Annotated in this window: 13 protein-coding genes and 1 pseudogene; 7 read left to right on the plus strand and 7 right to left on the minus strand. The window is 74.2% G+C overall.

Features of this window, described 5'->3' with window-relative positions:
* Nucleotides 1-66 precede the first annotated feature (66 nt).
* Entirely contained in the window at nt 67-1,023 is a 957-nt protein-coding gene (locus tag C3492_RS46355; protein ID WP_258056133.1) for a hypothetical protein, read from the minus strand.
* A gap of 143 nt (nt 1,024-1,166) precedes the next feature.
* Between C3492_RS46355 and C3492_RS37140 the strand changes: the two genes are divergently transcribed.
* Together C3492_RS37140 and C3492_RS37145 are read left to right on the plus strand one after the other, a co-directional pair.
* Nucleotides 1,167-1,574: a CoA-binding protein gene (locus tag C3492_RS37140; protein ID WP_103817021.1), complete on the plus strand. Its 408-nt coding sequence runs from the start codon at nt 1,167-1,169 to the stop codon at nt 1,572-1,574.
* A gap of 229 nt (nt 1,575-1,803) precedes the next feature.
* Nucleotides 1,804-3,033 (plus strand): 4-hydroxybenzoate 3-monooxygenase, encoded by a 1,230-nt coding sequence (locus tag C3492_RS37145; protein WP_181140748.1) that lies wholly within the window; start codon nt 1,804-1,806, stop codon nt 3,031-3,033.
* 5 nt (nt 3,034-3,038) lie between these two features.
* Here C3492_RS37145 and C3492_RS37150 read toward each other — a convergent pair whose 3' ends face one another.
* The gene (locus C3492_RS37150) at nt 3,039-3,404 is read right to left on the minus strand and encodes a metalloregulator ArsR/SmtB family transcription factor (RefSeq protein WP_258056134.1); all 366 of its coding nucleotides are present in this window, start codon (nt 3,402-3,404) and stop codon (nt 3,039-3,041) included.
* A 61-nt stretch (nt 3,405-3,465) separates the two neighbouring features.
* Between C3492_RS37150 and C3492_RS37155 the strand changes: the two genes are divergently transcribed.
* Nucleotides 3,466-4,560: a cation diffusion facilitator family transporter gene (locus C3492_RS37155; protein ID WP_103817022.1), complete on the plus strand. Its 1,095-nt coding sequence runs from the start codon at nt 3,466-3,468 to the stop codon at nt 4,558-4,560.
* 41 nt (nt 4,561-4,601) lie between these two features.
* On the opposite strand, the gene C3492_RS37160 is transcribed toward C3492_RS37155, so the two are convergent.
* Both C3492_RS37160 and C3492_RS37165 read right to left on the minus strand, forming a co-directional pair.
* The gene (locus tag C3492_RS37160) at nt 4,602-5,159 is read right to left on the minus strand and encodes a YbaK/EbsC family protein (protein WP_103817023.1); all 558 of its coding nucleotides are present in this window, start codon (nt 5,157-5,159) and stop codon (nt 4,602-4,604) included.
* Between the two features lie 32 nt (nt 5,160-5,191).
* Nucleotides 5,192-5,764: a helix-turn-helix domain-containing protein gene (locus tag C3492_RS37165; RefSeq protein WP_103817024.1), complete on the minus strand. Its 573-nt coding sequence runs from the start codon at nt 5,762-5,764 to the stop codon at nt 5,192-5,194.
* Nucleotides 5,765-5,872: 108 nt separating this feature from the next.
* Here C3492_RS37165 and C3492_RS37170 point away from each other — a divergent pair, with 108 nt between their 5' ends.
* Nucleotides 5,873-6,730, plus strand: coding sequence for an EamA family transporter (locus C3492_RS37170; RefSeq protein WP_103817025.1), 858 nt, complete (start codon nt 5,873-5,875; stop codon nt 6,728-6,730).
* Between the two features lie 11 nt (nt 6,731-6,741).
* Here C3492_RS37170 and C3492_RS37175 read toward each other — a convergent pair whose 3' ends face one another.
* Nucleotides 6,742-7,506 carry an acyltransferase gene (locus C3492_RS37175; protein WP_103817026.1) on the minus strand — a complete coding sequence of 255 codons (765 nt, stop codon included), beginning with the start codon at nt 7,504-7,506 and terminating at the stop codon, nt 6,742-6,744.
* 109 nt (nt 7,507-7,615) lie between these two features.
* Here C3492_RS37175 and C3492_RS37180 point away from each other — a divergent pair, with 109 nt between their 5' ends.
* Nucleotides 7,616-8,143 (plus strand): gamma carbonic anhydrase family protein, encoded by a 528-nt coding sequence (locus C3492_RS37180; RefSeq protein ID WP_103817027.1) that lies wholly within the window; start codon nt 7,616-7,618, stop codon nt 8,141-8,143.
* A gap of 20 nt (nt 8,144-8,163) precedes the next feature.
* On the opposite strand, the gene C3492_RS37185 is transcribed toward C3492_RS37180, so the two are convergent.
* Complete coding sequence (locus C3492_RS37185) at nt 8,164-8,808, minus strand: DedA family protein (RefSeq protein ID WP_103817028.1); 645 nt, start codon at nt 8,806-8,808, stop codon at nt 8,164-8,166.
* Between the two features lie 249 nt (nt 8,809-9,057).
* Between C3492_RS37185 and C3492_RS37190 the strand changes: the two genes are divergently transcribed.
* A complete protein-coding gene (locus C3492_RS37190) occupies nt 9,058-10,110 on the plus strand; it encodes a lysylphosphatidylglycerol synthase transmembrane domain-containing protein (protein WP_103817029.1) in 1,053 nt (350 codons plus the stop codon).
* 623 nt (nt 10,111-10,733) lie between these two features.
* Here C3492_RS37190 and C3492_RS37195 read toward each other — a convergent pair.
* Nucleotides 10,734-12,266 (minus strand): annotated as a pseudogene (locus tag C3492_RS37195) (RICIN domain-containing protein); the annotation flags it as partial.
* Nucleotides 12,267-12,536: 270 nt separating this feature from the next.
* On the opposite strand from C3492_RS37195, the gene C3492_RS44335 reads away from it, so the two are divergent.
* The gene (locus C3492_RS44335) at nt 12,537-12,674 is read left to right on the plus strand and encodes a hypothetical protein (protein ID WP_181140749.1); all 138 of its coding nucleotides are present in this window, start codon (nt 12,537-12,539) and stop codon (nt 12,672-12,674) included.
* Nucleotides 12,675-12,809 lie beyond the last annotated feature (135 nt).

Here is a 12,809-nt window from a genome sequence, read left to right on the forward strand (position 1 = left end):
AGACCACCCGGACCCGGCCCACCGCAACACCACCAGCCGCCGCAGCCGACCCACGGCCGCCGGGCTTCACGCGGGGCTCCCGAGGTCGTGCGCCAGGTCGAGCGCGAGCAGACGGTCGGCGTAGGCGTACGTCTCGAAGCGGGCTCCGTCCGTGAGGTCCGGGGCGCACGCCACGTCCCGCAGCACGTCGAGCACCCCCGGCAGGTCGAGATCGTTCTCCCAGGCGGCGCGCAACCGTCCGCGCACCGGCTCCGGCACCGGCCGCGAGGGATGCCGCGCCCATCCGGCCACGGCCCGCCGCCAGTCCGCGAGCTGCCCGGCGGCCCGGTCCAGGGCGCTGCCGTCGAGCCTCGCGGGCTGGTGCCGGGGGACGGAGAGCAGGGCGAGCCGCAGCGCGGCGGGGTCGCCGAGCAGCGCCGGGAGCGACGGCTGCGCCCCGACCCACTCCACCGGGGCGACGGCGGCCAGCGGCCCCTCACCCCGCGCCCCCGGCACCAAGCTCCGCACCGAATCCCCGGCCCACCCAGCCCTTGGCGCCGGGCCCTCGGCCCGCTCGCCCCGCGGCACCGCGGCCGACGGGCCTTCGCCGCTCTCCTCCCGTGCCGGGGCAGGCGCCGCTCCCTCGGCCGACTCGCCCGGAGGCCCGCCCTGCACCAGCCCCTCATGCGACTCCCCCGGCGCCACCTCCGACCCGCCCGCCGTACCCGTCGTAGGCCACCCCGCGACGTGGATCACCTGGGCCTCGCCCAGTCCGGACGCGAGGTCGCGGTCGTCCTCGAAGGGGCGGACGGCGAGGTGAGTGGCGGCTGTGCGGAGTTCCGGCTGGTCGCGGGGGGCCGTCAGGATCGTCCAGACCGGGGTTCCGCCCAGTTCCAGCGCCCGTACCAGCAGATCCGCGGTGAGCAGCACCCGCAGGGCCGTCGGGTCGAGGCCACGGGCGTGGGTCTCGATACGGGTCAGGCCGCGGCGGGCGGGCGCGGCGGGGACGGGCTCACCGGTTCTGGCGTCGAGAATGCGCAGCACGGGGTGAGCGTAGGCGGGCGGGCGCCCGTATGCAGCGGCTTGCGCCGATTCCGGACAGCGTGGCGGGGGTACGGCGGGAATCCACACCCGCCGCGGCGATGTTGCTCCGACGCACAGTTTCCCGCAGCCCGAGGAGGCGGCCGATGTACGGCGACGACGCGACGATCCGCAGGATCCTGACCGAGCTGGGTGACACCTGGGCGGTGGTGGGCCTGTCCTCGAACCAGAACCGGCCCGCCTACGGGGTGGCGCGGGTGCTCCAGCGGTTCGGCAAGCGGATCGTGCCGGTGCACCCGAAGGCCGAGACGGTGCACGGGGAGCAGGGTTACGCCTCCCTCGCGGACATCCCCTTCGACGTGGACGTGGTGGACGTCTTCGTCAACAGCGACCTGGCCGGCGCGGTGGCGGACGAGGCCGTGGCGAAGGGCGCGCGGGCGGTGTGGTTCCAGCTGGGGGTCGTCGACGAGGCCGCCTACGAGCGGACCCGGGCGGCGGGCCTGGAGATGGTGATGGACCGGTGCCCGGCGATCGAGATCCCCCGCCTGAACTAGCCTGTCTCACCTTCTTCTCGCCATTCGGTGCTGAATACTGACATTCTCCCGGCCGTCGACAGCTCTGCTGGGCCACGGGCACCGCGTCCCGGCCCGGGGCGATCGAGCGGAGCATCGACGAGGTCGTGGTGACGGACGCGCCCGCGCACTGACCGCGTCCGCGCGCGGAGAGGTGTCCTGCTCATCCACGGTGTCCCGGCGGCCGACCGGTTGACGGGACACCGTCATAATGCCCCGCGTGACGCCTCCTTCCCCCCATCCCACATCCCCTTCCCCCACGCACCGTCCGGTCGTCGTCATCGGCGCCGGACCGGCCGGCCTGACCGTCGGCAACATCCTGCGCGCCGCAGGTGTCGACTGCCTGGTCCTGGAGACCGAGAGCCGAGCGTTCATCGAACAGCGGCCGCGCGCCGGCGTGATCGAGGAACGGGCCGTACGCGGCCTCGAACGACGCGGCCTGGCCGGTGACCTGTCCAAGCACGCCGAGCGGCACACCGAGTGCGAGTTCCGCTTCGACGGCCGCGGTCACCGCTTCGCCTACACGGAGCTGACGGGACACCACCACTGGGTCTACCCCCAGCCGTTGCTCGTGACCGATCTCGTGCGCGAGTACGCCGACGTGCGCGGCGGGGACATCCGCTTCGGGGTGCGGGACGTACGCCTGCACGACCTGGACTCGGACCGGCCCGCCGTCTCGTACACCGACCCGGACAGCGGTCAACGGCACCTGGTGACGTGCGATTTCGTGGCCGGCTGTGACGGGGCGCGCGGGGCGAGCCGGGCCGCACTGCCGCCACGGGCGCGGATCTCCCGGCACGACTACGGCATCGGCTGGCTGGCGCTGCTGGCCGAGGCGCCGCCGTCCTCGGACCGCGTGCTGTTCGGCATGCACCCGGACGGGTTCGCCGGGCACATGCCGCGCAGCCCCGAACTGACCCGCTACTACCTTCAGTGCCCGCCCGGCGACGACCCGGACTCCTGGTCGCACGAGCGCGTCTGGGCCGAGCTCCAGCGGCGGCTGCGGGCGGCGGACCGCCCGACGCTGACGGAGGGCCGGCTGCTGGAGAAGCGGGTGCTGGACATGCACAACTACGTGGTGGAGCCGATGGTGTTCGGCCGGCTCTTCCTGGCCGGCGACGCCGCACACCTCGTCGCGCCGATCGCCGCGAAGGGCATGAACCTGGCCCTGCACGACGCGTTCCTGCTCGGTGACGGCCTCGTCGCCCGGCTGACCAGGGGCGACGCCACGGGGCTGGACGGCTACTCGGACGCGTGCCTGCGGCGGGTGTGGGACTACCAGGAGTTCTCGGAGTGGCTGTCCGGGATCTACCACGGCACCTCCTCGGGCGACCCCTACCGCGCCGGCACCACACTGGCCCGGCTGCGCCGGATATTCACCTCACCGGTCGCGGCGGCGGCCTTCGCCGAGCAGTACCTCGGGACGGCCCGCGCCTTCTGAACCGGTCAGCGCCCCGCCTCGCCGCCCCCTTCGGCGAGGCGGTGGTCGGCCGTCCTGAGAGCCTCCTCCACCAGGCGCCGCACGTGTCCGTGGCGCAGTGAGTAGATCACCCGGCGGCCCTCCTTGCGGGTGTCCACCACTCCGGCCAGTCGCAGCCGGGCCAGGTGCTGGCTGACGGCCGGCCTCGCGGCGCCGCACGCCTCGGTGAGCGTGCTGACGTCGGCCTCGCCGGCCGCCAGGGTGTGCAGCAGGGCGAGCCGGGTGCGGTCGCCGAGCAGGGCGAGGAGTTCGGCGGCGAGCGCGAACTGCTCCTCGCCCGGGCTGCGCTCGTGCGCATGGTGCGCAGGTGACAGGTGCATGCGTGCGCTCATACGCACATAATGGCTCCGTGGGCGCCGTGCGTCCACTCCCGCCCACCGGAAGGGGATCGACGTGAGCGACCGGCACCCTCATCACCCTCATGAGCACGGCCCTCATGAGCACGGCCCGCGTGAGCACGGTCCGCACCGGCACGGCCCGCACGAGCATGCGCACGGCAGCCCCCGCCTGCGCCACCGCCTGGCCCATCTCCTCACCCCGCACTCCCACGAGACCGCCGGGAAACTGGATCAGGCGCTGGAATCCTCGGTGCGCGGCACGCGCGCGCTGTGGTTGTCGCTGGCCGTACTGGGGGCGACCGCGCTGGCCCAGGCGGCCGTGGTGGCCGTGTCCGGATCGGTGGCGCTCCTCGGGGACACGGTGCACAACGCGGCCGACGCGCTGACCGCCGTCCCCCTCGGCATCGCCTTCGTGCTGGGCCGCCGGGCGGCGACCCGCCGGTTCACCTACGGGTACGGCCGTGCCGAGGATCTCGCGGGGCTGGTGATCGTGCTGACCATCGCCGCGTCGGCGGCGTTCGCCGCGTGGGCGGCCGTCGGCCGGCTGCTCGACCCGCGACCGGTCGCGCAGGTGCCGGCGGTCGCGCTGGCCGCGCTGCTCGGCTTCGCCGGCAACGAGTGGGTGGCCCGGTACCGGATCCGGGTGGGCCGGGAGATCGGCTCGGCCGCGCTCGTCGCCGACGGGCTGCACGCGCGTACCGACGGGTTCACCTCGCTGGCCGTGCTGCTGGGCGCCGGCGGGTCGGCACTGGGGTGGCACCTGGCCGACCCGCTCGTGGGGCTGGCGATCACGGCCGCGATCGTGCTGGTGCTGCGGGACGCGGGGCGGGAGGTGTTCCGGCGGATGCTGGACGCCGTCGACCCGGCACTGGTGGACCGGGCCGAGCGCGCGGTGCGCGAGGTGGCGGGGGTGCGTGAGGTGGGCGAGCTGCGCCTGCGCTGGATCGGGCACCGCCTGCGGGCCGAGCTCACGGTGGTGGTGGACGGCGAGGCGACACTGCGCCAGGCCCACGCGATCGCCGTCGAGACCGAGCACGCCCTGCTCCACGCGGTACCGCGCCTGACGGCCGCCCTGGTCCACGCCGACCCGGCCCCGCTCCCGGGAGAGGCGGACCCCCACCTGACACTGGCGCACCACGCGACGACGTGAGCCGCGCCGGCGCGGGACCGGGCGACGGGCCGGCCGAGGGGTCAGGCGACGCCCAGGCCGTCCAGCACCACCGCGCCGGGCAGCTCGGCCAGGGCCTTGCCGGGGACCAGGAGCTTGCCGCGGCGGCGGCCGCTGCCCACCAGGACGTAGGGCAGGTCGACGACGGCCGAGTCCAGCAGGACCGGCCAGCCGGTGGGCAGGCCGAGCGGGGTGATGCCGCCGTACTCCATGCCGGTCTCGCCGGTCGCCGTCTCCATGGAGGCGAAGGAGGCCTTGCGGGCGCCCAGTTGGCGCCGGACGACCCCGTTGACGTCGACCCGGGTGGTGGAGAGCACCACACAGGCGGCCAGCGTGGTCTCGCCGGCCCGCTTGCCGGCGACCACCACACAGTTCGCCGACCGCTCCAGCAGGTCCCGGCCGTAGTGCTCCACGAAGACGGCCGTGTCGGCCCACTGCGGCTCGGTGTCGACGTACAGGATCCGGTCGGCCGGGACCGCGCCCTGCCAGTCGCGTACGGCGTCGGCGACGGGAGCGGTCAGCTCCTCCAGGCGGTCCGGTGCCGGAACGGCGGTGTCGAAGTCTCCGATGGGTGCGCGCATGGCCGCACGCTAGCAGCCCCTTCCGGCGCGGTTCAGCGCACCGGCGGCACCGAGACGGCCATCACCATCTCCATGGGTTCCGCACCCTCGTTGCCGTACGTGTGCGGCGTACTCGCCTCGAACGTGGCGCTCGCCCCGGCCGGCACCAGGTGCTTCACCCCGTCGACGGTGAGCGTCAGTTCACCGGCGGTGACGTGGACGAGTTCCACCGTGCCCGCCGGATGCGGGTCGGACGGGCTCCGCTCGCCGGGCATCAGCCGCCAGTCCCACATCTCCAGCGGGCCGGGCGCCTCCGTTCCCGCCAGCAGGCGGTTGTAGCTGCCGGCCTCGGTGTGCCACAGCCGTACGGCCTGCTCGGCGGGGACGATGCGCACCTTGGGGCCCTGTTCGTAGTCGAGCAGCGTGGTGACGCTGACGCCGAGCGCGTCACCGATCTTGACGACGGTTCCGATACTGGGGTTCGTCCGGGCCTGCTCGATCTGGATGAGCATGCCGCGGCTGACCCCCGCGCGGGCGGCGAGCGCGTCCAGGGTGAAGCCGCGTTCGGTGCGCCACCGCTTCACGTTGCGCGCCAGGGACTGGGTCAGCAGGTCGAGGTCCGACACGTTGGGTCCAATATCCGGGAAGTTCAATATAATTGATAGCTCAGTTCAATGAACTGCATTACGGTGATTGCACCTGATCGTTCACCGAACTGTACTGCGAGGCCGGCCGTGACAGCGTTCTTCGCCCTGACCACCAGTCTGCTGTGGGGGCTGGCCGACTTCGGTGGCGGACTGCTGACCCGTCGTACCCCCGCGCTCACGGTCGTGGTGGTCTCGCAGGCCGTGGCGGCGGCCGTCCTGGGCGCGATCGTGCCGGCCACGGGCGGCTGGGGCGAGGCCGGGCCCCGGCTGTGGTTCGCGTTCGCGGCGGGCCTGGTCGGACCGGTGGCCCTGCTCTCCTTCTACCAGGCGCTCGCCCTCGGCCCCATGGGTGTCGTCTCCCCCCTCGCCACCCTCAGCGTCGCCGTCCCCCTCGGCGTCGGCCTCGCCCTCGGCGAGCGGCCGGGGCTGCTCCAGGCCGCGGGCATCGCGGTCGCCGTCACCGGGGTCGTCCTCGCCGGCGGCCCGCAACTGCGGGGCGCGTCCGTGCAGCGGCGCGCGATCCTGCTCACCCTGGTCGCGGCGCTCGGCTTCGGCACGGTCTTCGCACTGATCACGGAGGCCTCCACCAATGTGACGGGGCTGTTCCTCGCCCTGTTCGTGCAGCGGCTGACCAATGTCGCGGTGGGCGGGGCCGCGCTCGCCGTCTCCGTCCGGCGCGGCGGCACCGCCCTCCCGGAGAGCGGCTTCCCCTGGGCGTCCCTGCCCGCGCTGGCCTTCGTCGGACTCGCCGACGTCGCGGCCAACGGCACCTACGCCGTCGCCGCCCGGAACGGCCCGGTCACCGTCGCGGCCGTGCTGGCCTCGCTGTATCCGGTGGTGACCGCGCTGGCCGCGCGTGGCTTCCTCAGCGAGCGGCTGCGCGCGATCCAGGCGGCGGGAGCGGGCTTGGCCCTGCTCGGCACGCTGCTGCTGGCGACCGGCTGAGCCGGCCCGCGTCAGCCCTCGGGCTCCAGCGCGGCGAGCCGGGCCACCGCGTCCTCGTCCAGATGCGCGAGCGCCCGCAGCTGCCCCGGCGTCATGCCGTCCGGGATCGGCACCGGGGCGGGGGTCCGCAACGGCGGCTGCCAGCCCTCGTCGGGCGTCCAGCGCCGTACGACCCTGGCGGGCGCGCCCGCCACCACCGCGTGGTCGGGCACCGTGCCCCGCACCACCGCGCCGGCCGCCACGACCACGTTCCGGCCGATCCGCGCGCCCGGCAGGATCACCGCGCCGGTGCCGATCCAGCAGCCCGGGCCGATCTCGACCGGCTCCATCCGCGGCCACTGCCTGCCGATGGGCTCGTGCGGGTCGTCGTAGGAGTGGTTGGTGGAGGTGACGTAGACGTACGGGCCGAAGTAGCAGTCGCTGCCGATGGTGACAGTGGTGTCCGCGATGACATGGCTGCCGCGGCCGAGGACCACGCCGTCGCCGATGCGCAGGATCGGCTCCGGGCCGAGGTCCAGGTCGGGCATCAGGCCCGCGGTGAGGGTGACCTGCTCGGCGATGATGCAGTGGGAGCCGAGCCGGATCCACGGCTCGCCGAAGACCGTGCCGAGCGGGAAGGCCAGCCGGGTGGCCTCGCCGATGGAGCCGAAACGGTAGCCCGCGGGGCGTTCGGCCGTGACGGACCCGTGGCGCTGCATCCAGGACCAGGCCGCGTGTACGGCTCGCTGGGCGAGGCCCTGTCGCCAGGACGAGAACGTGTTCTTGCGCTTCGGCACGGGGTCACGTTACTCACCGGTTGCTTCCGGCGGAGAGGGCGGGCCGCTGTGATCTTTGCCCCACCGGGTGTCGTACGGTGCCGGGTACCGCTGACACGAGGAGACGGTGATGACGCACAAGGCGCTGATCGTGGGTATCGGGGGCAAGGAACCGCGCATCGATCCGGAGGCGTTCGTGGCGCCCACGGCGTCCGTGATCGGGGACGTCACCCTGCACGCGGGGGCCAGTGTCTGGTACGGGGCCGTGGTGCGCGGCGACGTCGAGAAGATCACCGTGGGGGCACGGGCCAATGTGCAGGACAACGTCACCCTGCACGCCGATCCCGGGTTCCCCGTCACCGTCGGGGAGCGGGTCTCCATCGGGCACAACGCGGTGGTCCACGGGGCGACCGTCGAGGACGACTGCCTCATCGGGATGGGGGCGACCGTGCTCAACGGGGCGGTGATCGGCGCGGGCTCGCTGGTCGCGGCCCAGGCGCTGGTGCCGCAGGGGATGGTGGTGCCGGCCGGGTCGCTGGTGGCGGGGGTGCCGGCGAAGGTGAAGCGGCCCCTCTCCGAGGAGGAGCGGGAGGGGGTCACGCTCAACGGCACCCTGTACGCCGAGTTGGGCAAGGCGCACCGGGGGGTGCACGAGTAGGGTTCGCCGGCGCGTGCCGGTCACTCCCCGGCGCTCACCGGTTCCGCTTCCCGCTGGTCCGGCTGGGCCTTCTTCGCCTTGCGCCTGAGGATCAGCATGGAGGCCAGGCCGATCAGCACCGCCACCGCGAGGCCCACGTACGAGAAGCGCTTCAGCCAGTCCTCGGCGACGATGCCCACGTAGTAGATGACGGCCGTCGTGCCGCCGGCCCAGCAGATGCCGCCGAGGACGTTGGCGATGAGGAACTTCCAGTACGGCATGTGCAGGACGCCCGCGAGGGGACCGGCGAAGATGCGCAGCAGCGCGACGAAGCGGCCGAAGAAGACCGCCCACATGCCCCACTTCTCGAAGGACCGCTCGGCGGTGGCCACATGGCCCTCGCTGAAGTGACGTGGGAACTTCTTGCCGAGCCAGGCCAGCAGCGGGCGTCCGCCCTTGCGGCCGATGGCGTAGCCGATGGAGTCGCCGATCACCGCGCCCGCGGTCGCGCAGGCACCGAGGACGACCGGGTTGACGCCCGAGTGCTGGGAGGACATCAGCGCCGCCGAGACCAGGATGATCTCCCCCGGCAGCGGGATGCCCAGGCTCTCCAGACCGATCACCAGAGCCACCACGGCGTAGACGGCGGCCGCCGGCACCGAGTCGAGCCATTCCTGGACGTGCACCGCCGGTCCTCCCCTGTCGCTGTCCTTGCCCGCCGGGTCGTCGCATGCAAAGCGCGCCCCAAGGGAAGGCTACCTGGTCGGCGGTGAACGGCCGCTTGCCCGCGCCCGGCCCGCGGCACCGTCCCGCCCTCGCCCCTTACGTTTCCGGCCATCCCGGTGTCACGCGGGAGGGGAAGGCTCTCCGCGGTTCCGCCCGGCCCGCCTCCCCCAGGCCCCCCGTGGGGCCCGCCGTGGAAGGACGACGTCCCCGTGTCCTCACTGTCCCCGTCCCGCTCGCTCCCCCCGGCCGCGACGCCCTGCCCGGGGTCCGCCGCGCCGGCCCCGGATCCCTGTGCCGGGGCCACGCCACCGGACCGCCCCGCGTCCCGGATGTCCGCCCGGCCGGTACGGCTGGCCCTGTGCCTGGCCCCCCTGCTGCTCGCCGCCGGCTGGGCCGTGGTCAACCGGCCCGTGGTGTACGAGGGGGTACGGCGGCTGGTCGCGGCCGACCCGGGCTGGCTGCTGGCCGGAGCCGGTTTCACCTGTCTGACCTGGGTGGCCGCCTCCTGCGCCCGGCAGGGCGCCCTGCCCGACCGGCTGCCGGCGGGGCTGCTGCTGGCCTCGCAGTTCGCGGCCGGCGCCGCCAACCACGCGCTCCCGGCCGGGCTCGGTGCCCACGCGGTCACCCTGCGCTTTCTACGCGGCCGGGGGGTGCCGCTGGAGCGGGCGACCGCGTCGATCGGGCTGTACTCGCTGGCCAGGTCCACGGCGAAGACGCTGGTCCTGCTGGTGTTCCTGGCACTCTCCCCGGCCTGGCGGAGCCTCGGGGACCTGGTCCCGGACGGGCGGCTGCTGGTTCCGCTCGCCGCCGTCGCGGGCGGGGCGGTCGCGGTGGCGGGGGTGCTGCTGACGGTCGTACGGCCGTTACGGCGGCCGGTGACCGGGTTGCTGCGCTCCGCCCTGGCCGACGTGCGCGTGGTGCACTCCCGCCCCTCCCGGGTGCTCGCCCTGTGGGGCGGGGCGGTCGCCATGCCGCTGGTGCAGGCCGGCACGCTGGCCTGTGTCGGGGCCTCCCTCGGGCTGGGCCTGCCGTGGGAGCAGGTGGTGCTCGCCTATCTGGCCGCGGGCACGGCGGTCGGGGCGGTGCCGGCGCCGGGCGGGCTGGCGGTCGACGCGGCGCTGGTGTGGACGCTGGTCACGTTCGGCGCGGAGCCCGCGGTGGCGACGGCTACCGTGATCGGGTACCGGGTGCTGTCGGACTGGGTGCCGTTGCTGCCGGGGGCGGTGGTGTTGTCGGCGCTGATCCGGGCGGGGGTGTTGTGAACCCGTCTTCCCACCCGCCCATCCGACTCGGGCGTCGACGAGGCGTCGTCGCAGGTGTTCGTGCCGGGGCGCGCCATGACCGGTGCCGTCGGCCCGGCGAACCCGGCTCCCCCACCCGCCCATCCGACTCGGGCGTCGACGAGGCGCCCTCGGGTTTGTCCGGCACCACCTTTCGACTCCTCCGGCCGCCCGGCACCGAGCACTCCGGACCCGCCGGACCCACTGCACTCGCCGCGCTCGCCCGGCCGACCGGGCACGGCCGGTCCCGCCGATCCAGCGCCGATTCCCTGCGGCCCGGCACCCGAACCGTCCGCCCCCGCACCGAATCCCCGCGGCCCGGCACCCGGACCGTCCGCCCCCGCACCGAATCCCCGCGGCCCCGCACCCGGCCCATCCACCCCCGCACCGAATCCCCGCGGCCCCGCACCCGGCCCATCCACCTCGGCACCGAAACCCCGCGATCCCGCACCCGACCCGGCTACACCGGAACCGGATGTCTCGGCACCGAAACCCCGCGGACCCGCACCCAACCCGTCCACCCCGGCACCGAAGCCGTCCGACCGGGAACCAGGAGGCGCCGCCGCACCCGTGTCCAAGCCCGCCCCCAGCACCCACCTCTGCTTCGCCGACCCGTCACGTCGGCCGAGCTCGACCCGCGCACCGGGACGGTCGGAGGCCGGTGTCAGGGCCGACTCGTGGTGTCGGCGGAGCAGGATCTCGCCACGGACCGTGACGTCGTACGACACCTCCCCGGCGGCCACGACGCAGCCGGCCATCGTGACGCTCTTCGTCCGGGGGTCGGCGGCGAGGCACAGGGTGGGGTCGGCGGCGCTGTGCAGCAGACCGTCGTCCCGGTACGACCACTGCTGCGAGGCCGCCGCCGAGCACGGGGCGAGGCGGACGCCCGCGCCCGGGGTGATCCGGTCGCCGCGCACGTCCAGGCAGAGCCCGGAGGCCAGGCCACGCAGAGCACCGTGGGCGACCTCGACGGGTGCGCCGGCGGAGGTCGCGGCGGAGGCGGCGGAGGGTGGAGTGGCGGGGCGGACGCCGGGGCCGCTCGGCCGTGTGGTGCCGCCGACCGGGGCACCCCAGGTGGCGCCGGGACCGGGGACACCGTTGTCGTCCGACCGGCCCCGGATCACGAGGACGGTGGCGAGCAGCGCGAGCGAGGTGAGTCCGACGCCGACGGCGAGGGCCTTGCGGTGGCGCTGCCCGGGTTCCGTGCGGTGCCGGCCGCCGGTGACCGCGGGTGCGGCCGACGTGACCGGCGAGGGCGGCCACTCCCCCTGGACACCGCGGCCGGGGCGGGAGTCGAGGTAGCGGCGGGCTCCCCAGCCGAGCACGGTCTCGGCGAGCAGCAGGGGCAGGCCACCGTCGAAGAGGCCGAGTTGTTCGGCGGCGTACCGGCAGTGGGCGCAGACCGTCAGATGCCGGCGCACGTCCGGCAGCAGGACGCCGCCGCGCCGGATGGGGACGTCGAGGAGCCGGTTGAGGAAGCGGCATTCCTTGCTGGGCGCGAGTTCACGGTGCGCGCGTACGCAACCGGCGCGGAATTGCTCGCGCGCCTGGTCCAGGGCAGTTGTCGCGGTGGCCGTGTCGATCCCCGACAGACCAGCGGGTATGTTTATGGGTTCGGCTTCGACCTCGGTGTGCCAGAGAAGGCATTGCGCGGCGCCGGGAAGGGCCCGGAATGCGCGGGCGGCGAGCTGCCTGCTTTCCGGCGGTCCAGGCTTTGTGGCACCCAGTCCGCGCCCTCCCGTGGTTTTGCGCAATTCCGGCAGGACGATGCGGGCGGCCTCGTCCGCGGCCCAGGCGCGGACGGTGTCACGGACGGCGACCAGCAGCCGCGGGCGCAGGGCGCCGCCGATCACGCCGCCCGCCGCACGGCCGAGCACCCGGTGGAAGGCGGCGGTGGCCACCTGCTGGGCGGTGGGCCCGGCGACGGCCAGGCAGATCACGGCGTAGTCGCGGGTGGCCCGCCAGTGCCGGGCGAGCAGCAGCGCGACGGCGTGGTGGCGGACGTCGTCCGGGCCGTTCAGCCGGGCGACGAGGGAGCGGTCGGACTCCCCGGCCGGGCCGGGCAGGGGCGGATAGGGCGGGCGTGGGGGGTGAGAGGACTGCACGGAACCATTTCCTTTCCAGCCGCGGGACCGCATGTGGGGGGCGGGTCCTGCGGGAAAGCAGTGCCTGATTGGTGCATACCTGAAGGGCCGGCCTTGACGTCGACACCGTCTGCCTTTGCCCTCCCGTGGGGAGGCTCACCTTGGCACAGGCGACTCACGGGAAACAAGGAGCAAGAATGCCTTCGGCGGCAAATTCCGTTCGACGCGCGAAGGTTACCGCTGGTATCCCCGAACCGGCCCCCGATCAGCCGTCGAGTTCCCCGCCGGAAGCCGGGCAACTGAGGCCCCTGCCATGGGGCGCCGATGTCCTCGATCAAACAGTCCCAGGCCACCTTCGACTGCGCGGAACCCGCGCGTCGCTCGTTTCTGGTGGCAAACCCCGCCGGTGGCGGACTGTTCTTCCAGCGCGTTCCCGAGGGCAAGGCCGTCGAGAATCTCTGAGCGGCTTGTCCCAAGTACGCGCCCTGGCGCGGCCCGTGGACCATCAGGTCCCCGGCCTCCCGCGACGGTCCGGCCCGGAGGCGTCACCGCGGCGGGGGACGGCCGCGAACGGCCGTCCCCGGCAAGCTCGGCACG

It is taken from the genome of Streptomyces sp. Ru62 (assembly GCF_002920615.1).
Lineage (GTDB): Bacteria > Actinomycetota > Actinomycetes > Streptomycetales > Streptomycetaceae > Streptomyces.